This window comes from Pseudonocardia lacus (assembly GCF_018531445.1).
Taxonomy (GTDB): domain Bacteria; phylum Actinomycetota; class Actinomycetes; order Mycobacteriales; family Pseudonocardiaceae; genus Pseudonocardia; species Pseudonocardia lacus.
On the sequence record NZ_JAHDTH010000067.1, the window covers coordinates 13,906 to 34,851 of the forward strand.

At 73.8% G+C, this 20,946-nt stretch carries 17 protein-coding genes and 2 pseudogenes; 16 read left to right on the forward strand and 3 right to left on the reverse strand.

Annotation, left to right across the window (positions count from 1 at the left end; all coding sequences use genetic code 11):
* Positions 1–46: 46 nt before the first annotated feature.
* Together KIK08_RS16205 and KIK08_RS16210 are read right to left on the reverse strand one after the other, a co-directional pair.
* The gene (locus tag KIK08_RS16205; protein ID WP_214403990.1) at positions 47–250 is read right to left on the reverse strand and encodes a hypothetical protein; all 204 of its coding nucleotides are present in this window, start codon (positions 248–250) and stop codon (positions 47–49) included.
* Positions 247–840, reverse strand: a complete 594-nt coding sequence (locus tag KIK08_RS16210; protein ID WP_214403991.1) for a winged helix-turn-helix domain-containing protein — start codon at positions 838–840, stop codon at positions 247–249. Before KIK08_RS16210 ends, KIK08_RS16205 begins: the two co-directional genes overlap by 4 nt.
* 84 nt (positions 841–924) lie before the next feature.
* Between KIK08_RS16210 and KIK08_RS16215 the strand changes: the two genes are divergently transcribed.
* From KIK08_RS16215 to KIK08_RS16275, 14 genes and pseudogenes are all read left to right on the forward strand, one after another.
* Positions 925–1,407 carry an NUDIX domain-containing protein gene (locus tag KIK08_RS16215; protein ID WP_214403992.1) on the forward strand — a complete coding sequence of 161 codons (483 nt, stop codon included), beginning with the start codon at positions 925–927 and terminating at the stop codon, positions 1,405–1,407.
* Positions 1,408–1,523: 116 nt separating this feature from the next.
* On the forward strand, positions 1,524–2,705 hold the full coding sequence (locus tag KIK08_RS16220) for a pyridoxal phosphate-dependent aminotransferase (protein WP_214403993.1): 1,182 nt from the start codon (positions 1,524–1,526) through the stop codon (positions 2,703–2,705).
* A 196-nt stretch (positions 2,706–2,901) separates the two neighbouring features.
* Positions 2,902–4,803 carry an SGNH/GDSL hydrolase family protein gene (locus KIK08_RS16225; RefSeq protein WP_214403994.1) on the forward strand — a complete coding sequence of 634 codons (1,902 nt, stop codon included), beginning with the start codon at positions 2,902–2,904 and terminating at the stop codon, positions 4,801–4,803.
* 29 nt (positions 4,804–4,832) lie between these two features.
* Positions 4,833–5,957: an ABC transporter ATP-binding protein gene (locus tag KIK08_RS16230; protein WP_214403995.1), complete on the forward strand. Its 1,125-nt coding sequence runs from the start codon at positions 4,833–4,835 to the stop codon at positions 5,955–5,957.
* Complete coding sequence (locus tag KIK08_RS16235) at positions 5,954–6,793, forward strand: hypothetical protein (RefSeq protein ID WP_214403996.1); 840 nt, start codon at positions 5,954–5,956, stop codon at positions 6,791–6,793. The genes KIK08_RS16230 and KIK08_RS16235 overlap by 4 nt, the downstream gene beginning before the upstream one ends.
* A gap of 104 nt (positions 6,794–6,897) precedes the next feature.
* Complete coding sequence (locus tag KIK08_RS16240; RefSeq protein WP_308257673.1) at positions 6,898–10,617, forward strand: ABC transporter ATP-binding protein; 3,720 nt, start codon at positions 6,898–6,900, stop codon at positions 10,615–10,617.
* 119 nt (positions 10,618–10,736) lie between these two features.
* The gene (locus KIK08_RS39965; RefSeq protein WP_308257674.1) at positions 10,737–10,976 is read left to right on the forward strand and encodes a helix-turn-helix domain-containing protein; all 240 of its coding nucleotides are present in this window, start codon (positions 10,737–10,739) and stop codon (positions 10,974–10,976) included.
* 15 nt (positions 10,977–10,991) lie between these two features.
* Positions 10,992–11,849: pseudogene (locus KIK08_RS16245) on the forward strand (IS630 family transposase); the annotation flags it as partial.
* Between the two features lie 647 nt (positions 11,850–12,496).
* The gene (locus tag KIK08_RS16250) at positions 12,497–12,766 is read left to right on the forward strand and encodes a hypothetical protein (RefSeq protein WP_214403997.1); all 270 of its coding nucleotides are present in this window, start codon (positions 12,497–12,499) and stop codon (positions 12,764–12,766) included.
* Positions 12,767–12,777: 11 nt separating this feature from the next.
* Entirely contained in the window at positions 12,778–14,604 is a 1,827-nt protein-coding gene (gene glmS, locus KIK08_RS16255; RefSeq protein WP_214403998.1) for a glutamine--fructose-6-phosphate transaminase (isomerizing), read from the forward strand.
* Positions 14,605–14,749: 145 nt separating this feature from the next.
* Complete coding sequence (locus tag KIK08_RS16260) at positions 14,750–15,928, forward strand: ABC transporter substrate-binding protein (RefSeq protein WP_214403999.1); 1,179 nt, start codon at positions 14,750–14,752, stop codon at positions 15,926–15,928.
* Between the two features lie 4 nt (positions 15,929–15,932).
* Positions 15,933–16,802, forward strand: coding sequence for a branched-chain amino acid ABC transporter permease (locus KIK08_RS16265; RefSeq protein ID WP_214404000.1), 870 nt, complete (start codon positions 15,933–15,935; stop codon positions 16,800–16,802).
* Positions 16,803–16,966: 164 nt separating this feature from the next.
* On the forward strand, positions 16,967–18,826 hold the full coding sequence (locus KIK08_RS16270; protein WP_214404001.1) for a branched-chain amino acid ABC transporter ATP-binding protein/permease: 1,860 nt from the start codon (positions 16,967–16,969) through the stop codon (positions 18,824–18,826).
* Positions 18,816–19,556, forward strand: a complete 741-nt coding sequence (locus KIK08_RS16275; protein ID WP_214404002.1) for an ABC transporter ATP-binding protein — start codon at positions 18,816–18,818, stop codon at positions 19,554–19,556. Before KIK08_RS16270 ends, KIK08_RS16275 begins: the two co-directional genes overlap by 11 nt.
* Positions 19,557–19,563: 7 nt before the next feature.
* On the opposite strand, the gene KIK08_RS16280 is transcribed toward KIK08_RS16275, so the two are convergent.
* Entirely contained in the window at positions 19,564–20,052 is a 489-nt protein-coding gene (locus KIK08_RS16280; RefSeq protein ID WP_214404003.1) for a GNAT family N-acetyltransferase, read from the reverse strand.
* A 139-nt stretch (positions 20,053–20,191) separates the two neighbouring features.
* Here KIK08_RS16280 and KIK08_RS16285 point away from each other — a divergent pair, with 139 nt between their 5' ends.
* Together KIK08_RS16285 and KIK08_RS16290 are read left to right on the forward strand one after the other, a co-directional pair.
* Positions 20,192–20,758 (forward strand): RNA polymerase sigma factor, encoded by a 567-nt coding sequence (locus tag KIK08_RS16285; protein ID WP_308257675.1) that lies wholly within the window; start codon positions 20,192–20,194, stop codon positions 20,756–20,758.
* Positions 20,755–20,946 (forward strand): annotated as a pseudogene (locus KIK08_RS16290) (hypothetical protein); the annotation flags it as partial. The gene KIK08_RS16285 and the pseudogene KIK08_RS16290, both read left to right, overlap by 4 nt.

Below are 20,946 nucleotides of genomic sequence, written 5' to 3' on the forward strand. Positions count from 1 at the left end.
TCAGGGTCTAGTCGAGCGAAGATCGGACGGTCAAGCCTGACCGCAACTAAGTGACGATCGCGCGTGTCGCGGGTGGCGGGCCCCAGGCGCCGGCCCGGGGGCGCGAGGCCCACCACAGGCGCGCGTAGAGGCGCAGCAGCGGCGAGGGGCCGGTGCGCGGCCGGTGCGCCAGCCGGTGCTCGGCGGCGGCGCGCTCCAGGTCCCGGCGGCGCAGGTGGGCGACGACGTGGTGGCTGTCCAGCGGGTTCACGGCTGCTCCTGGTCGGGCGGGAGGGGTACGGGCAGGTAGGTGGCGAACATCAGGCGGACCGGCCGGGTGCCCGCCGGGCGCGCGGTGGGGTCGCCTTCGCGCTCGGCGTAGCGCTCCATCACCGCCTCGATCTCCTCGCGCATCCGGGTCAGCTCGGCGGGGGTGAGGTAGGGCGTGCGCGAGCGGACGCCGCTCTGCTCGCGCCAGGCCTCCGGCTCCCGGTCGAACCGCCGGAACGCCTCCTTCATCCGGCCGACCTCGTGGTCCAGGAAGACCTCGTTGACGGTCTCGGCGGCCATCGCGGCCTCGGGCTCCAGGCCCTCGGTGCTGATGCTCAGCCTGCGGACGGTGATCCGCCACGGCTTCTCCCGGCCGCGGCCGGGGTCGGCCGGCTCGACGAAGCCGTACTTGGCCAGGATCCCCAGGTGGTAGGAGCAGCTGGCGACGCTCTCGCCGGTGACCTCGGCGCACCGGGTCGCCGTCGCGCTGTCCTCGAGGCGGAGCAGCTCGATCAGCCGCCAGCGCAGCGGGTGCGACAGCGCGCGCAGCGCGAGCGGGTCGGTGACCCTCCCGGGCAGGTCCTCGGTCATGGGGTCAACATACCTTTATCAAGGAGTCTTGAACAAGGTTTCTTGCGCAAGACTCCTTGATGATGCTGCGGCTAGGGTTCGCCGGTGACGTTCTGGGTCGTCCCCGCCGCCTACGTGCTCCTGCTCCGCCGCCCCGCCGACGGCTCCGCCGGGGCCGACGAGGTCCTGCTGCAGCTGCGCCGCAACACCGGCTACCGCGACGGCCACTGGGCGGCCGGCGCCGCCGGCCACGTCGAGCCGGGCGAGACGGTCTTCGAGGCCGCCTGCCGGGAGGCGGAGGAGGAGCTCGGCATCACCGTTACGCCGGACGCACTCGCCCCGCTCACGGTCATGCACCGCACTCAGAGCAACCGCTCACCGATCGACGAGCGGGTCGACTTCTTCTTCGCGGTGCGGCGGTGGAGCGGACGAGCGGTCGGCAAGGAGACCGCCAAGATCGGGGGTCTGCGCTGGTTCGCCCTCGATGACCTGCCCGAACCCGTCGTCCCGCACGAGAAGGTGGTGCTGGACGGGCTGCTGTCCGGCGCGCTGCCAGCGGTCGTCGCGCACGGCTTCGACGGTCGGTGACGGGTTTCGCGGCCGCGCCGATCGTCAACTCCGCGTGAACTGTCGTCCGCGATCGCGAGTGCTCCCGAGTGCCAGGCGCCGGCCCCCGCGTGCGCCGAGAACGACAGGAGACACCCGTGCGGCACGGATCGGACCAGGACATCTTCTCCCAGACCGCGCACAGCCCGTCCTTCTTCGACCTGAGCCGCAAGCTGGGTGACGGTGCCCGCGACCTGGTCGACTTCTGCATCCCGTGCAACCCGTACTTCCCGACCCCGGACATGTTCGCCGAGCTCGCGGAGAACCTGGAGAGCGTGCTCAAGTTCTACCCGAGCGCCAACGAGACGATCGCGAACCGGCTGGCCAAGGTCCTGCAGCTCAACCCGGCCACGATCGCGATGTCCAACGGGTCCACCGAGCTGATCACCTGGATGGACCACATGTGGGTGGAGAGCTCCATCGCCGTCCCGATCCCGACCTTCGGCCGGTGGACCGACCAGCCGATGGAGACCGGCAAGCGGGTCGACATGTTCCTGCTGCAGGAGAGCGAGGGCTTCGCCCTCGACATCGACGAGTACATCCGGTTCATCCGGGCGCGCGGCTCGCGGGTGGCCGTGCTGTGCAACCCGAACAACCCCGACGGCGGCTACGTCCCGCGCCGCGAGGTCCTGCGCTTCATGGACGAGCTCTCCGACCTCGACCTGGTGGTCGTCGACGAGTCGTTCGTGGACTTCGTGGAGATCGAGCCCGGCGCGTCGGTCGCCAGGGAGGCGACGATCCGGCCCAACGTCGTGGTGCTCAAGAGCCTGGGCAAGAACTTCGGCCTGCACGGCATCCGGTTCGGCTACCTGGTGGCCAACCCGGCGCTGGCCCGCAAGATGGCCCAGATCCTGCCGAACTGGAACCTGAACTCGCTGGCCGAGGCCGTCGTCTTCATGCTGGGCAACCACGTGCAGGCCTACGAGGACAGCCTCTCCCGGCTGGCGATGGACCGCTACCGGATGACCATGGAGCTGTCCCGGCTGCCGGAGCTGCACGTCTTCCCGTCGCAGGCCAACTTCCTGCTGGTCAAGCTGGAGAACGGGGCCAACGGCACCGACCTGCGCGACCACCTGCTCGCCGAGCACCAGGTGTTCGTCCGCGAGTGCGGCAACAAACTGGGGATGACCAGCCAGTTCCTGCGCCTCGTCGTCCGCCCCGAGCCGGACGTGCAGCGGCTGGTGGCCGGCATCCGCCAGTTCAGCCACGACCGCTGGGCCGGCCAGCGCGAGCAGCGGCTCGTGTCGGTGCCGACGCTGCTGGCCCGCAACGTGTCCTGAGCGCGGCGACGCGGCTCGACGGGGGCCGGCGAGCTGGTCGGCGCGGTCGATCCGGGCCGCGCGCCGCCCGGTGGAGCCGACCCGGCCGGACGGCGGCCGGTGGCCCCCCGCGCTCCGCTGACCGTGCCGCTCGTTACGGTGATTGTCCCACCTGCCGTCGCCGGCCGTCCCCGGCGCCGACCGCTCGGAGCTCCCCATGAACTCTCCCCTGCAGGCGCCGCGAATGCGGGCGGCCGTACGTCGGGTGAAGGCCGGCGGCGAACGGTTCCTCGGTGGCGTGCTGCCGGGCGCCACCGCCCGCCGGCTGCAGACCGCCGCGTTCGCCGACGAGTGGAGCGCCGACAACCTCGACGCCCGCCAGGCCACCGGCCCGCTCTGGGTCGTGCTGGGCGACTCGGCCAGCCAGGGCATCGGCGCCACCACCCGGGAGAGCGGCTACGTCGGCGTCATGCACGAGCTGCTGCGCCGCCGCGACGCCTGGCGCGTGATCAACCTGTCGAAGGCGGGCGCCGGCGTGCTCGACGTGCTGGCCCGCCAGCTCCCCGAGCTGGTCGCCCTCGCGAACGTCGACGAGCCGGCCCTGGTGACCTGCCTGATCGGGGCCGAGGACATGGCCCGGCGCACCCCCGGCCTGGACACCGCGCTGCGCCAGGTGATCTCGTCGCTGCCCACCGGCTCGGTGATCGGCCTGCTGCCGCACGGCCCGCGCACCGCCGGGGCGCTGAACTCGGTCATCCGCGAGGAGGCCGAGCGGCACGCGATGCGGATCGCCGTGCTGCCCCCGCGGCTGCCGGGAATGCGCATCGGCCGCGACGGCCGCTTCCTCGACGACGTCGGGCACGCCGCATGGGCGCGCGCCGTGCTGGCCGCGGCCGACGGCCCGGTCGCGGTGGCCGCGCCCGCGACGGACCCGCGGCTGCCGGTCGTGCCCCCACTGGACACCTCCCCGCCGACCGACCCGCGGCTGCCGGTCGTGCCGGCGCTGGACACGTCCCCGAAGACCGACCCGCGGCTGCCGGTCGTGCCCGACGCCGCCGCGGCCGGCGATACAGACGCCGACACGGCAACCGACGACGCCGCCGCGACCGACCGCATCCACGAGGCCGCGGAGACCGACCGCATGACGGCCGCCGAGCTGGCCGCCGCGGCGCCCGCGGTCGCGGAGGCCGAGCGGCAGCTCGACGAGCAGGAGCCCGCCGCGGACGGCGAGGAGCCGGCGGCCGAGGTGGACGAGCCGGTCGTCCAGGTCGACGAGCCCGCGGCCGAGGCCGCCGAGCCCGACCTCGACGAGGCGGTGGCGAAGGCCGACGAGGCGGACGCGCGGGCCGACGAGCCGGTCGCGGAGATCGACGAGCCGGCCGACGGCACCGTCGACGAGCCGGTCCGGGCCGAGGTCGACGCGCCCGCGGAGCCGGTCGTCGAGGAGGCCGTGGTCGTCGAGGAGCCGGTCGTCGAGGAGCCGGCCGTCGAGGGGCCGGCCGCGGAGGAACCGGGCGTCGACGAGCCGGTGGTGGCCGAGGTCGTCGCCGCGGAGCCGATGGTCGAGGAGACCGTCGTCGAGGAGCCGGTGGTCGAGGAGCCGGTCGCCGAAGCGCCCGCTGTCGAGGAGCCCGCTGTCGACGAGGCGGTCGCCGACGTCGCGGTGGCCGAGGTCGCCGACCCCGCCGTCGAGGCCCCGCCGGCCGAGCCCGCCCCGTTCGGCGGCTTCGGCGGGGACGCCCCGGCGTCCCGCCCGGGCGCCGAGGCCGTGTCCGAGCCGACCGTCGAGGAGCGGACCTTCACCGCCCCGTCCTGGTACCCCTCGCCGAACCCGCGCCCGTTCGGGTCCGACGGCCCCGCGACCACGACCGACCGCGACGAGCCGCGCGCCGGCGCGGAGGTCGAGCGGGTCGAGAGCGCGGCCCCCGAGCGCCGGAACCCGGCCCCGGACGCCGAGGTCGACCTGTTCGCCCCGGCGCTCCCGCGCCCGGCCGAGGCCGACGAGCTGCGCGGCGACGAGGGCGGCAACGGCCGCCCGCACGGTGCCGACCATCAGGGCCACCAGGGCCACTCGTCCAACGGGCACCTCAACGGCCGCGCGGAGCGCGCCGACCGCTAGCCGGTCGGCGTCGGGGGGAGCACGGCCGCATGCACGACGGCAGCGGACGGATCATCGTCAACCAGCTCAGCAAGCGGTTCGGGTCGGTCGCCGCCGTGAACGGCCTGAACTTCACGGTGGAGCCGGGCCTGGTCACCGGGTTCCTGGGCCCCAACGGGTCGGGCAAGACCACCACCCTGCGGATGGTGCTGGGCCTGGTCCGCCCGACCGCGGGCCAGGCGCTGGTCAACGGGGCGCCGTTCGGGCGGCTCGGTGAGCCGGCCAAGGTGGTGGGCGCGGTGCTGGAGGCGCAGGGCTTCCACCCGTCCCGCACCGCCCGCAACCACCTGCGGGTCTGCGCCGCCGCGATCGGCGTGCCGGACCAGGTCGTCGACCACGCGCTGGGCTCGGTCGGCCTGATGGACGCGGCCGGGCGCAAGGTCGGCGGATTCTCGCTGGGCATGAAGCAGCGCCTGGCGCTGGCCGTCGCGCTGCTGGGAAACCCGCAGATCCTGGTGCTCGACGAGCCGGCCAACGGGCTCGACCCGGAGGGCATCGCCTGGCTGCGCACGTTCCTGCGCGGGTTCGCCGCGCAGGGCCGCGCCGTGCTCATCTCCAGCCACCTGCTGGCCGAGGTCGAGCAGACCGTCGACAACGTCATCGTGATCAGCCGCGGGTACACCGCCTACCAGGGCTCGCTCGACCAGTTGCGCGCCGGGCAGCGCTCGCGGGTGCTGGTGCGCTGCCCGGACCCGGGCCGGCTGGCCGAGGCGCTGGCCAAGGCCGACGTGCTGGAGATCGACACGCTGCCCGACGGCAGGCTCGCGGTCAGCGGCGCGCCGCTGCAGACGGTCGCCGAGACCGCGCTGGGCGCCGGCGTCCCGATCTACGAGATGACCGAGGAGAAGGCCGACCTGGAGCAGGTCTTCCTGCGGATGACGTCGGGGGAGTACTCCGGCGGTCAGCCCTACGGCCAGCCCGGCTACGGCGGCCCACCCGGTCCCGGTTACGGCGGTCCGCCCGGCCCGGGCTCCGGTTACGGCGCTCCGCCCCCGGGCTACGGCCCGCCGCCCGGCTACGGCACGCCGCAGCCGGGGCCCTACGGCCCGCCGCAGGGCCCCGGCCAGTACCCGCCCGCCCCCGGCGGGCCGCCGCAGAACTGGGGTGGCCGGTGAACGCGGTCCGTTCCGAGCTCCGCAAGACGTTCACCACCAAGATGTGGTGGGCGCTGCTGATCCCGATCGCCCTGGTCTCGATGGGCATCAACGCGTTCGGCGGGCTGTTCGAGAGCTTCGTCGGCAGCGCCGCGGATGTGCCCTTCGCGCTGCCGTCCCTGCTGCCGATCTCGCTGTCGTTGACCTTCACCCAGCTCGTCGTGTTCGCCGCGGTGATCGGCCTGGTGGCGGCGGCCGGCGAGTTCCGCCACCGCACGATCACCACCACCTACCTGGTGAACACCAACCGCGGCGCGGTGCTGACGGCCAAGCTGCTGATGGGCGGGATCCTCGGCGCCCTCTACGGCCTGACCCTGGCGGTGACCGGGTCGATGGTGGGGCTGGTCGCCCAGGAGGCCAAGCCGGAGTTCGGTGAGCTGCTCGCCCCCGTGCTGGTGGGCACGGCCGTGTTCGCGCTGTGGGGGGTGATCGGCGCGGGCGTCGGCATGGCCATCGGCAACCAGGTCGGCGCGCTGCTGGTGGTGCTCATCTACCTCCTGGTCGTCGAGGGGATCGCCACCCTCGCGCTGCGCAACGCCGGGAGCGAGACGGTCAGCACGATCCCGAGCTACCTGCCGGGCAACGCCGGCGACGTCGCCGTCGTGTCCGAGCCGGCCCGCAGCCTGGTCGCGCTCGTCCCCGACGAGGCGGGGGCCGACCCCGACGAGCTCGTGGGGCTGCTCGGCGGCGTCACCAACCCGGCGTCGACGGTCGGCTCCCTGCTGGTGCTGGCGGCGTGGGCGGCGGTGGTCGTCGGCCTGGCCGCGTTCTTCAGCGCCCGCCGCGACATCACCTGACCCACCCCCGTCGAGAACGAAGTTGTCGTGATCGAACAGCCCTGTTGATCACGACAACTTCGTTCTCGACGGGCGGCGTCGGGGGCGAGGCTTAACGTGGGAGCGTGCCCACCGCTCCTCCCGCCGGCTGGATACGCCGGCTCGCCCACGCATGCCTGCGCCACCGCCGCATCGCCATCGGCGCCCTGCTCGCCTCGGCGATCGGCGTCAGCACCGAGGCAGTGGTCCCGCTGCTGGTCCGGGTGGCCGTGGACGACGCCGTCGCCGGCTCCACCGCCGCCCTCACCCCGGTCGTGCTGGCCATCCTCGGGCTGGCCGTGTTCCGGTTCGGCACCGCCTTCCTGCGCCGTTACCTGGCCGGCCGGCTCTCCCTCGACGTCCAGCACGACCTGCGCCGCCAGGTGTTCGCCTCCGTCCAGCGCCTCGACGGCCGCCGCCAGGACGCGCTGCGCACCGGCCAGGTCGTCTCCCGGGCCATCACCGACCTGCAGCTGACCCAGTCGATCCTGTCGATGGTCCCGTTCACCCTCGGCATCACCGTCCTGGTGCTGGCCTCGGTGGCCGCGATGCTGTGGCTCTCCCCGCTGCTGACGCTGATCGCGCTGGTGATGCTGCCACTGGCGGTGTGGATCACCATGCGCACCCGCAAGGCGCTGTTCCCCGCCACCTGGTCGGCCCAGCAGCGGGCCGCCGACATCGCCCAGCAGGTCGAGGAGACGGTCACCGGGGTCCGGGTCGTCAAGGGCTTCGGCCAGGAGGCCCGCGAGGTCGCGGCCCTGGAGACCGCGGCGACGCGGCTGTTCGCCGAGCGGATGCGCGCCGCCCGGATGACCGCCCGGCTCACCCCGACGCTGCAGGCGCTGCCCACCCTCGGCCAGGTCGGGGTGATCGCCTTCGGCGGCTGGATGGCCCTGGAGGGCTCGATCACCATCGGCACGTTCGTGGCCTTCACGACGTACGTGGCCCAGCTGGTCGGGCCCGCCCGCATGATCGGCGGGCTGGTGGTGGCCGCGCAGCTCGCGCGGGCCGGCGTCGAGCGCGTCTACGACGTCATCGACGCCCGCCCCGACGTCGTCGACCCGGAGTCGCCCCGGACCCTGCCCGACGGGCCCCTCTCGATCGAGCTGGAGGGCGTCCGGTTCGGCTACACCCGCTCCGACCCCGTCCTGGACGGCGTCGACCTGCGGGTGGCGGCGGGCGAGACCGTCGCGCTGGTGGGGCCGCCGGGCTCGGGCAAGTCCACGGTCGCCCAGCTGCTGCCGCGGTTCTACGACCCGCAGGCCGGGCAGCTGCGCCTGGGCGGGGTGCCGCTGCCCGAGCTGCGCCTGGCCGACCTGCGCCACGAGCTGGGCGTGGTGTTCGAGGAGGCCTTCCTGTTCTCCGACACCATCCGGGCCAACATCGCCTACGGCCGGCCCGACGCCACCGACGAGGAGATCGAGGCCGCGGCCCGCGCCGCCCAGGTGCACGCGTTCGTCGCGGACCTGCCCGACGGTTACGACACGATGGTCGGCGAGCGCGGGCTCACCCTGTCCGGCGGCCAGCGCCAGCGCGTGGCGCTGGCCAGGGCCGTGCTCACCGACCCGAGGGTCCTGCTGCTCGACGACGCCACCTCGGCCGTCGACAACACCACCGAGGCCGCCATCCACGAGACGCTGCGCGAGCTCACGGCCGGGCGCACCGCCCTGATCGTCGCGCACCGGCGCTCCACGCTCTCCCTGGCCGACCGCATCGCGGTCCTCGACGCGGGCCGCGTCGTCGACGTCGGCACCGAGGCCGAGCTGACCGAGCGCTGCCCGCTGTTCCGCTCGCTCATGGTCCCCGGCGCGGACGCCCCGGCCGCCGAGCGGGCCACCGGCGGCCCCGGCGGCACCACCGCCGAGCTCTGGCCCGACCCCGCGACGATCGCGGTGAGCGCCGAGCCCACGGCGAGCCGGACGGCCGCCGGCCCACCCGCCGGGCCGGCCTCGATGATCGGGGCCGCCCCGCCCACCCCCGAACTGCTGGCCGCCGTCGACGCGCTGCCCCCGGCCACGGAGCGCCCCAGCCTCAGCGGCGAGGACCCGACCGCCCCCGACCCGGGCTTCCGCCTCGGCCGCCTGCTGCGCCCCGTGCGCGGGCTGCTGGCGTTCGGCGTCGGGCTGGTCGCGCTCGACGCGCTCACCGCGCTGGCCTTCCCCAGCGTGGCCCGGCTCGCCGTCGACGGCGGCATCGACGCCGGCTCCGGCGACGTCCTGCGCACCGCGGCGATCCTCGGGATCGCCGTCGTGGTGGTGGGCTGGCTGGCGGTCGCCGGGCAGACCGTCATCACCGCGCGGGCCGGGGAGAGCCTGCTCTACCTGCTGCGCGTGCGCAGCTACGCCCACCTGCAGCGGCTCGGGCTCGACTACTACGAGCGCGAGCTGTCCGGCCGGATCATGACCAGGATGACCACCGACGTCGACGCCCTGTCGACGTTCCTGCAGACCGGCCTGGCCCAGGCCGTCGTCAGCCTGCTCACCGTCGTCGGGGTGACGGTCGCCCTGCTGGTCACCGACGTGGAGCTGGCGCTGGTCGCGCTGGCCGTGCTCCCGGTCCTGGTGGCCGCCACCCTGTTGTTCCGCAAGCTGTCCTCGGCGGCGTACACCGAGGCCCGGGAACGGGTCAGCGTGGTCAACGCCGACATGCAGGAGAACGTGACCGGCGTGCGGATCGCCCAGGCCTACGTCCGCGAGGAGCACAGCGCCACCGCCTTCGGCGAGCGCAGCGACGCCTACCGGCGCAGCAGGCTCCGCGCCCAGACCTACATCGCCACCTACTTCCCGGGCGTCGCGCTGCTGTCCGACATCGCCCAGGCCGCGGTGCTGGGCGTCGGCGCGTCGCAGGTGGCCACGGGCACCCTCACCCCCGGCGTGCTCACCGCGTTCCTGCTCTACCTGGGCCTGTTCTTCACCCCCGTGCAGCAGCTGTCGCAGGTGTTCGACGGCTACCAGCAGGCCCGCGTCGGCCTCACCCGCATCTCCGCGCTGCTGCGCACGCCCACCTCGGTCCCGCCGGAACCGGTCGGCGAGCCGGCCGCGGTGCCCGAGCGGCTGCGCGGGGAGGTCGAGCTGCGCGGCGTCGGCTTCGCCTACACCACCGCCGACGGCGACGCCGCCCCCGCCCTGCACGACGTCGACCTCCGCGTCGCCGCCGGCGAGACCATCGCCCTGGTCGGGGCCACCGGGGCGGGCAAGTCGACCCTGGTCAAGCTGCTCGCCCGGTTCTACGACATCGGCTCCGGCGAACTGCTCGTCGACGGCGTCGACATCCGCCGCTACTCCCTCGCCGAGTACCGCCGCCGGCTGGGCGTGGTCCCCCAGGAACCGCACCTGTTCGCCGGCGACGTCGCCGACAACATCGCCTACGCCCGCCCCACCGCCACCCCCGCCGAGATCGAGGCCGCCGCCCGCGCCGTCGGCGCCCTCGACTTCGTGCGCACCCTCCCCGGCGGCTTCCACCACCCGGTGGGGGAACGCGGCCAGGGCCTGTCCGCCGGCCAGCGCCAACTCGTCGCCCTGGCCCGCGCCGAACTCGCCGACCCCGACGTCCTGCTGTTCGACGAGGCCACCGCCGCCCTCGACCCCGCCACCGAAGCCGCCGTCCTCGCCGCGGGCGACCGCGTCACCTCCAAGCGCACCGCGTTCGTCGTCGCGCACCGGCTGGCGACGGCGGCCCGGGCCGACCGGATCGTCGTGCTGGACGGGGGGCGGATCGTCGAGCAGGGGACGCACGTGGAGCTGCTGGCTGCCGGGGGGAGGTACGCGGAGTTCTGGCGGGCGGGGGAGTTGGAGCCGGCCGCCTAGTGCGGTGGCCATGAACGTTCACCGGTTCGCGACACGCCGACCGATGTCCCGAGACTGGCCTGGACCTGTTCCACCCTCGACCCCGCCAGCAGCCCCGGGATCGAGGAGGTGGGGCACGGGTGGCCGAGCCCGTCAAAGCCCGTCGACTGTCTGACTACGAAGGTCAGCGGCTGACCCAGATCGTGCGCCGAGGCCGGGGCAACCCGATCCGGGTCCGGCGCGCGACGATCATCCTGGCGTCCTCGTCAGGGACACCGGTCACCTCGATCGCCCGGCTGGTCGCCGCCGATGAGGACACCGTCCGGGACGTGATCCACGCGTTCAACGAGAAGGGCCTGGCCGCGCTGGACCCTCAGTGAGCGGGAGGCCGTCCCCGCCTGATCAGTGACGAGGACATCGGGTTCATCGTCTCGACGGCCACCACCCGACCGACCAAGCTCGGATGTCCGTTCACGCACTGGAGCCTGCGCAAGCTGGTCGCCTACCTGGCCCGGTGCCACCAGCGCCGGATCGTGATCGGTCGCGAGCGGCTGCGTCAGATCCTGCGCGCCGAGCACGTGTCGTTCCAGCGGACCCGCACGTGGAAGGAGTCCACAGATCCGGACAAGGACGCCAAGCTCGACCGGATCGAGGAGGTCCTGGCCCGGTTCCCGGACCGGTGTTTCGCCTTCGACCAGTTCGGGCCGCTGTCGATCCGCCCGTGTCACGGCTCCACGTGGTCACCGGAGTCGAAGCCGACGCGGTTGCCGGCGACCTACACGCGCACGCACGGGATCCGCTACTTCCACGGCTGCTACAGCATCGGTGATGATCAGCTATGGGGCATCACGCGTCGACGCAAGGGCGGTGATCACAGCCTGGCCGCGCTCAAGAGCGTCCGCGCCGCCCGCCCGGACGGCGCACCCATCTACGTGATCATGGACAACCTGTCGGCGAACAAAACCCCGAAGGTCCGCGCGTGGGCCGCGCGCAACAACGTCGAGCTGTGTCTGACCCCGACCTACGCGTCGTGGGCGAACCCGATCGAGGCCCAGTTCGGGCCGTTGCGCAGCTTCGTGATGGGCGCCTCGAACCACCCCAACCACCCGGCGCTGGCCCGTCGGCTGCAGGCGTATCTGCGCTGGCGCAACGCCAACGCCCGTCACCCCGACGTCCTCGCCGCCCAACGCAAGGAACGCGCTCGTGTCCGCAGCGAGCGCCAACGCCGCTGGGGCCGCCCGGCCGCAGCCTGACCTGGCGGACCTATGTGGTCACCGCACTAGGTGGTCCGGTTTTGAGGTGCCGCCGGCGGCGCCTGCGGCGAGCTTTGAAGTCTTCGCAGGGGCGGTGGGGTCTTCGCAGGTGCTGTGGATCTTGCGAAGACCATGGCGACCCTGCGAAGACGACCGGCAAGGGTGCGCGGGCGCTCTCCCTGGCCGAGTCGATCATGTGGTTCGGGATCCTCGCAGACCTGGCGAGGTGCTCGCAGCCCGCCGGCGGGCTGCGACGACCCAGCCAGTGCTGCGACACCTACCCTGCGCTGCGAGGACACCCCACCGGGCGCTGCGAGGACGCCCCACCCGGCGCTGCGACGCTCACCCCGCGCTGCGAGGACCCCCACCTGCCGCTGCGACACCCACCTTGTGCTGCGAGGACATCCCGCCCGCCCCGCCCAGCCGCGAAGCTGGCCGCGAAGCGGCCACTCCACGCCCGGAAGCCCCTGCTCGATCAGAGGTCGCCCTCCGCGTAGGAGCCGTCGGAGGCCCCTGAAACGCCGGAGGCCCCTCACAGCCCGCCGCCCTTACCCGCGGGGCAGGTGATGCTTGCCGGACCGCTGCATTCCTGCCCGGAAGCGGGCAGAAAACTTGGCATCGCCGGCGGGGTGGCGCATGATCTCGCAGTGCTCACTGGTCCGTACGACGATCTCGTCGCACATCTGGTGCGCAGCACACCGCTGAGCGCGGGTGAGGCGGCGCGGGTCGTGGCCGAGGTGATGGGCTACTTCGCCGAGTCGGTGCCGGACTTCGTCCGGCGCCGGCACGGCGAGCTGAAGCGTCGCGGCCTGCGCAACGAGCAGATCTTCGAGTTGCTGACCGCGGAGCTGGCGGGGCGGCGGTTCCGGCCGCCGGAGCTGTCCGCCCGCCAGATCCGCCGGATGATCTACGGCTGAGAGGGACCGGTATGTGCGGAATCGTCGGATACGTGGGCGCGCAGGACGCGGCCCCGATCCTCATCGAGGGCCTCGGCCGGCTGGAGTACCGCGGCTACGACTCGGCGGGCGTGGCGCTGGCCGGCAAGAGCGGGTTGAAGGTGCGCAAGGTGAGCGGGCGGGTGGCCGACCTCGCGGCGGACCTGCCGGCGAGGTTCAAGGGGGCGCCCGGCATCGGGCACACCCGGTGGGCGACGCACGGGGAGCCGACGCCGGAGAACGCGCACCCCCACACCGACACCGCCGGGCGCATCGCCGTGGTGCACAACGGCATCATCGAGAACGCCGACGAGCTGCGGGCCAAGCTCGTCGCCGACGGCGTCGAGTTCGCCTCGCAGACCGACACCGAGATCGTCGCGCACCTCATCGCCGCCGCGTTCGCGGCCGGTGCCGCCGACCTGGAGCAGGCCGTGCGGCAGGCGCTGCGCCAGTGCGTGGGCGCGTACGGGCTGGCCGTGCTGGACGCCGAGAACCCCGACCGCATCGTCGTCGCCCGCAACGGCAGCCCGGTGCTGCTGGGGGTCGGCGAGAAGGAGATGTTCGTGGCCTCCGACGTGGCCGCGCTGATCGGGCACACCCGCCAGGTCGTCTACCTCGACGACGGCGAGCTGGCCACCGTCACCGCCACCGGCTACCGCACGTTCACCCTGGACGCGCGGACCACCGCCAAGAGCCCGTCCACGATCGACTGGGACGTCGTCGGCGCCGAGATCGGCGACAACGCGCACTTCCTGATCAAGGAGATCAAGGAGCAGCCGCGGACGATCGCGCGGGCGCTGAGCGGCCGCATCGACGAGCGGTTCTCCACCGCCCACCTGGGCGGGCTCAACATGTCCGTGCGCGAGGCGCGCGAGATCAAGCGGGTCCAGGTGCTGGGCTGCGGCACCGCCTGCTACGCCGGTGAGCTGGGCGCCCAGCTGATCGAGGACCTGGCCCGGGTGCCGGCGAGCTCGGAGCCGGCCTCGGAGTTCCGCTACCGCAACCCCGTCGTCGACCCGAACACCCTGTACGTGGCGGTGAGCCAGTCCGGGGAGACCATCGACACCCTGGCCGCGGTGCAGGAGCTGCAGCGCAAGGGCGGGCGGGTGATCGGCATCGTCAACGTCGTCGGCTCGACGATCGCCCGCCAGGTCGACGGCGGCATCTACCTGCACGCCGGCCCGGAGATGTCGGTGGCCGCGACCAAGTCGTTCACCTCGACGGTGACGGCGTTCGCGCTACTGGCGCTGCACCTGGGCCGCATCCGCGACCTGGCCCCCGAGCAGGGGCGGCGGATCATCGCGGGGCTGCAGAAGCTGCCCGAGCAGGTCGCCGAGCTGCTCACCCGGTCCGACGCGATGGCCGACATGGCCAAGGAGATCGCGCAGAGCAACAGCGTCATGTTCGTCGGCAGGCGGCGCGGCTGGCCGGTCGCCCGGGAGGGCGCGCAGAAGCTGAAGGAGGTCTCCTACGTGCACGCCGAGGCCTACCCGTCGGCCGAGCTCAAGCACGGCCCGCTGGCGCTGATCAGCCCGGAGATGCCGACCGTCGCCGTCGTCCCCGACGACGACCTGCTGGACAAGAACACCTCGACGCTCTCGGAGATCAAGGCGCGCAAGGGCCCGGTGATCGCGTTCGCGCACCGGGAGCTGTCCACCGACCTGGCCGACCGGACGTTCGTGGTCCCGAAGAACGAGCCGGAGCTGGACTCGATCCTGATGTCGATCCCGCTGCAGCTGCTGGCCTACCACGCCGCCGTCGTCCTCGGCCGCGATGTCGACAAGCCGCGCAACCTGGCCAAGAGCGTCACCGTCGAGTAACCCCCTGGCGCCTGATGACATTCGGACGGGCGCGAGGGGCGAGGAAGGGGGAGGAGGGTGCGGGTCACGGTCGCGTCGCGTTCCTTGCGCCCGTTCCGCGCCGGTGTAAGGCTCGCGTGATCTTTCCATCGTCGGGAGGTCGCACGTGTTCGGATCGGCCAAGAGGCTCGCGGCGCTGCTCGCCGCGGGGGCGCTGCTCGCCGCGGGATGCGCTGAGGAACAGCCCGCAGCGGGTGGGCAGGGCGGGGAGGCCGAGGCCGGCCCGTTCAAGATCGGTGCGGTGCTCGACATCACCGGCGCGGGCGCGAGCCTCGGCGTCCCCGAGCGCGACACGCTCACCCTGCTGACCGAGGAGCTCAACGCGCAGGGCGGCATCGACGGGCGCCAGGTCGAGATGATCATCGAGGACAACGCCTCGACCGAGGACGGCGCGGCCCGCGCGGCCACCAAGCTGATCACCGAGGACCAGGTCGACATCCTGCTCGGGGCCAGCCGCACCGGCCCCAGCCTGGCGATGCGCCCGATCGCCGAGTCCACCCCGATCCCGATGATCTCGCTGGCCGCCAACGCCGCGATCGTCAACGGCTCGCAGTGGGTGTTCAAGACCGCGCAGAACGACTCCGTCGTGATCGAGAACATCGTCGAGGACGCGGCGTCGAAGGGCTACAAGACGCTGGCGCTGGCCCGCGACGCGTCCGGCTTCGGCGAGGGCGTGCGCGAGCTGTTCGACGAGATCGGCGGCCCCAAGGGGGTCAGCGTGATCGCGGTGGAGAGCTTCGCCCCGGACGCCACCGACTTCACCGCGCAGATGGTCAACGTCCGCAACGCGAACGCCGACGCCGTCGTCATCTGGGGCATCCCGCCGGCCGCCGGGCTGGCGCAGAAGGCGTACGTGCAGCTCGGGGTGGGCAAGCCGGTCTACCAGAGCCACGGCATCGGCAACCAGGTCTTCCTGGACACCGCGGCGGAGGCCGCCGACGGCCTGGTCGCCCCGCTGGGCCGGCTCGTGGTGGCCGACCAGCTTCCGGAGGACGACCCGCAGAAGAAGGTCATCACCGACTTCATCGCCGCCTACCGGGGCGAGTACGACGCCGCGCCCTCGACGTTCGCCGGGCACGCCTACGACGGGTTCCAGCTCGCCGTCGACGCCCTGCGCAACGCCGGCACCGAGCCCGAGGCCGTCCGCAGCTACCTGGAGGGGATCGACGACTTCGTCGGCGTCTCCGGGACGTTCAGCATGAGCCCGGAGGACCACAGCGGCCTCACCGCCGACGACCTGGTGCTGGTGACGGTGGCGGGCGGAAAGTTCCAGCTCGTCCCGTGACGGCATGAGCGACTTCCTGCAGTTCGTCGTCGCGGGGTTGTCCGCCGGGGCGGTGTACGCCCTGGTCGCGATGGGCTTCGTGGCGATCTTCTCGGTCAGCGGCGTGATCAACCTGGCGCAGGGCGAGTTCGCCGCCATCGCCGGGCTGTCCGCGCTGAGCTTCACCGACGCCGGGGTGCCGCTGCCGGTGGCGATGCTGCTCGCGCTGCTGGTCGTGGCCGTGGTGGCGGTGCTGATGCAGCGGCTGGCCATCGCCCCGGTGCGCCGCATGACGACGCTCGTGTCGATCATCCTGACGCTCGGGGTGTCGACGGCGCTCAAGGCGCTGCTGCTGCTGATCTACGGGCCGCAGGGCCGCGGGCTGGCCCCGCTGCCCGGGTCCGACCTGGTGATCGGCGGGGTGTCGGTGCGCGCCCAGGAGCTGTGGATCCTCGGGATCACGGCCGTCGTCGCGGTCGCGGTCGCGGTGTTCTACGACCGCACCGTGCTGGGCAAGGCGCTGCGGGCGTGCGCGGAGCAGCCGGTCGCCGCCCGGCTGGTCGGCATCTCGCCGAAGGCGGCGGCGACGGTCGCGTTCGCCGTCGCCGGCCTGCTCGGGGCGGTGGCCGGCGTGCTGGCCAGCCCGATCCAGCTCACCCAGTGGGACTCCGGGCTGCTGCTGGGGCTCAAGGGCTTCGTCGCGGCCACCCTGGGCGGGCTGGTCTCCATCCGGGGCGCGGTGCTCGGCGGGCTGGTCCTGGGCGTGCTGGAGTCGCTGACCGCGGGCTACGTCGACTCCGGCTACCGCGACGCCGTGGCGTTCGTGCTGCTCATCGTGGTCCTGGTGGCCCGGCCGGGCGGCGTGTTCGGCCGGCACGCCGAGGCGAGGGTGTAGTGGCCCGTCCAGCAAGGTACGCCGGGTATCTCGGCGGCCCAGACGCCCGCTGGCTGCGTTGCCGGCCGACCCGAGTACGCCAGGTACGAGGGCCGACCGGCGCCTTGCCAGCGAACGTCTGGATCCACCGATACACCCACCAACCTCGCTGGACGGGCCACTAGATGAAATCCCGTTCCGACGCCGTCGGCGTCGTGCTGCTGCTGGTGGCGCTGTTGCTGCTGCCGCTCGTGCTACCGGTCTGGGTGACCGGCACGGCCGTCTACGCCACGATCTACGCGATCGCCGCCATCGGGCTGTCGCTGCTGATGGGGCTGGCCGGGCAGGTCAGCCTGGGCCACGCCGCGTTCTTCGCGGTCGGCGCCTACACCCAGGGCATCCTGGTCACCCGCACGGCCGTGCCCGGCCTGCTGGCCGCGCTGATCGCGGTCGCGCTGGCGATGCTGGCCGCGCTGCTGGTGGGGCTGCCGCTGCTGCGGCTGCGCGGGCACTACCTGGCCCTGGCCACGCTCGGGCTGGGCATCATCCTGACCGTGGTGGCGATCGAGACCCCGTTCCTGGGCGCCACCTCGGGCATCTTCGGCATCGACAAGCCGGAGTTCGGCGGCCGCCGCTACGACTCCCCGGCCGAGTACCTGTGGCTGCTCACGCCCGTCGTCATCCTGGCGATCGTGGGCGCCCGCAACCTCGTGCAGAGCCGCGTCGGACGCGCGCTGGGCGCGGTCAACGACTCCGAGGTGGCCGCCGAGACCCTGGGCGTCGACACGTTCCGGCTGCGGCTGCAGGTGTTCGTGCTGTCCGCCGGGTACGCGGGCGTCGCGGGCGTGTTCTTCGCGCACTGGCTGGCCGTGGTCAACCCGAACTCGGCGAACTTCGCGCTGTCGGTGGAGTTCCTGCTGATGGCCGTGCTCGGCGGGCTGGGCACGGTGTGGGGCGCGGTGGTCGGCGGGTTCGGCGTGGAGTTCCTCGACGAGGGGCTGCGCGAGGTCGTGCCGCTCGTCGTGCCCGGCGCCACCGGCGAGGTGCAGCTGATCGGCTTCGGCATCGTGCTGACGCTGGTCATGATCTTCCTGCCCGGTGGGCTGCACCAGGCGTTCCGGGCGCTCACGGCGCGCAGGGCACCCACGGAGGCCACCGAGGAGCCGGCGGCCCCGGACCCCGGGGAGGGGCCGCTGCTGGCCCGCGAGGGCCGCCCGGAACCCGGCACGGTGCTGCTGTCGGTGCGCGGGCTCACCAAGCACTACGGCGGCGTCACGGCCGTCGACGGCGTCGACCTCGATGTCGCCGCAGGCGAGATCGTCGCGCTCATCGGGCCCAACGGCGCCGGCAAGACCACCTGCTTCAACATGGTCAGCGGCGTCGTCGAGCCCAGCGCCGGCACCGTCGAGGTCGCCGGCACCCGCATCGACGGCCGCAAGCCGCACGTCTTCGCCGCCGCCCGGGCCACCCGCACCTTCCAGAACCTGCAGGTCTTCGGGTCGGCGACGGTGCTGGGCAACGTGATGGTCGGCCGGCACCTGCGCAGCCGGGTCGGGCTGCTGCGGTCGATGCTCGGCTTCGCCGCCCGCCGCGAGGAGCGCGAGATCGTCGCCGCCGCCCGCGAGGTGATCGACCTCGTCGGGCTCACCGCCGACGCCGACCGCCCCGCCGCCGACCTGCCGTTCGGCCGGCAGCGGCTGATGGAGGTGGCCCGCGCCCTGGCCGTCGAACCCGACCTGCTGCTGCTCGACGAGCCCATGGCCGGGCTCTCCGGTGCCGAACGGCGCGACCTGGCCCGGCTGCTGCGCAGGCTGCGCGCGGGTGGGATGGGGATCGTGCTGGTCGAGCACGACGTGGAGGCGGTGCTCGCACTGGCCGATCGCGTCGCCGTCCTCGACGACGGCGTGCGCATCGCCCTGGGCACCCCGCAGGAGATCCGCGACGACCCGGCCGTGGTGGCCGCCTACCTCGGCGTGGACGACGACGACCCGGAGGCCGAGCAGGCCGTCCAGGCCCTGGCCGAGGTGACCCACGATGAGCGCTGAGCAGGGTGTCGAGGCGGTCGACCTCCAGGCCGGCTACGGGCGCATCGAGGTCCTGCGCGGGATCAGCGTCGCGGCCGCGCCCGGCGAGGTCGTCGCGGTCGTCGGGGCCAACGGGGCCGGCAAGTCGACCCTGCTGCGGGCGCTGTCCGGGCTGATCGCGCCGACGGCGGGCCGGGTGCGCCTGGGCGGGGCCGACGTCACCGGCCGGGGCCCGGAGGCCATCGCCGCGGCCGGGCTGGCGCACGTGCCGGAGAACCGGCTGGTGTTCCCGACCCTCACCGTCGACGACAACCTCACGCTCGGCGCCTGGACCCGCCGCCGCGACAAGGCGGGCCTGCGCGAGCGCCGCGAGCGGGTGCTGGAGTACTTCCCGCGCCTGGCCGACCGCCTCGCCCAGGCCGCCGGCACGCTCTCCGGCGGCGAGCAGCAGATGCTGTCGATCGGCCGCGGCCTCATGGCCCGCCCGTCGGTGCTGGTGCTCGACGAGCCGAGCCTCGGGCTCGCGCCGCGCGTGGTCCGGGAGATCTTCGCGACGCTGGGGCGGCTGCGCACCGAGGAGGGGCTGGCGATCGTGCTGGTCGAGCAGAACGTGCGGGCGGCGTTCAAGGTGGCCGACCGGGCCACCGTGCTCGACCGGGGGCGGGTGCTGCTCGAAGGGGTGCCGAAGGACCTGCTGGGCGACGACCGCGTCCAGCAGGCGTACCTCGGCGGGGGCTACGCGGTGAGCTAGCCGCCCCCTACAGCCGCCCCACCAGGTCCCTGGTCAGGCTCTGGAACCCGACCCGCTCGTAGAGCGCGACGGCCCCGGTGTTGATCTCCATGACGCTGACCGTCCAGAACGTGCAGCCGCGCCGGAGCAGCTCCTCGCGGCCGGCCTCCAGCAGCGCGGTGCCGGCCCCGGTGCCGCGGGCGGCCGGGGCGACGGCCAGCGACTCCACCTCGCCGTGCACGTCGCCGAGGTCGAACGTCGGTCCCGAGCGGACCAGCCGGAAGAACCCGTAGCCGATCGGCTCCGGCTCGTCCGGGCGGCGCGCGAACCGCAGGAAGCCACTGCCCTCGGCCAGCCACGCCCGGTACTGCGGGTGGCGCATCTCCCAGGCGGCGTCCGCGTCGCGCACCGGCACGCGGTCGCTGATCAGCTGGTCGTGGTGGGCGACCATCGAGCGCCACAGCGGCCCGACGGCGTCGACGTCGGCCTCGGTCCCGGACACGATCTCGATCTCCACGGTCCCACGGTAATCGGAGCCGGCCCGCCCGGTCGGTCGAGCCGTCGCGCCGCGCCCACGGTGGGGGACGATCGGGGTGCAACGCCGCGTGCCGTGCCGGCCACCGGGGGGTATGAGCATGGGAGAGGGAGCGGCGCGGGTGGACGCCGGGTCCCTCGACGACCACACGCTGTGGGCCGCGGCGGCCGGCGGCGACGGCGACGCCTTCACCGCGCTCTACCACCGCCACGCCGACGCCGTGTGGCGCCACGCCTACCGGCTCACCGGCACGCGATCCACCGCCGAGGACGTCCTGGCGGCCACGTTCCTGACGGCCTGGCGCCGACGGTCCGAGCTGCGGTTCGCCGCCGACTCGGCGCGGCCGTGGCTGCTCGCCGTGGCCGGCAACGAGGCCCGCACCGAGTGGCGGCGCTCGGCGCGCCACGAGCGGCTCGCGCGCCGCGTCGGGGCCGCGCCCGCCGAGCGCGACCACTCCGACGCGGTCGTCGCCCGGCTCGACGACCGCCGCAGGCTGCACCGCGTGCTGGAGGCGCTGGGCGGGCTGCCCGACCGGCTCCGCGAGGCCGCCGAGCTCTGCATGGTCGCCGGGGTGCCGCAGGCCGACGCGGCCCGCGCCCTCGGTATCGCCGAGGTGACGCTGCGGTCCCGCGTCCACCGCGCCCGCGCCCGGCTGCGGGCCCAGCTCGCCGAGGAGGAGCTGCGATGAACACCACCGACGAGCTGGGCCTGCCGGCCGCGCCGCCGCTGCCGCCGGACGTGCGCGATCGGGCCCTGCGCACCGTCCTGGCGGGGATGGCCGGCGCCGGCGCGCCCGTGCGCAACCGTGCCCGGCGGTGGGCCCCGCTGCTCACCGCGGCCGCCGTGGTGCTGGTGGCGGTCGTGGTCGCGCTGGTG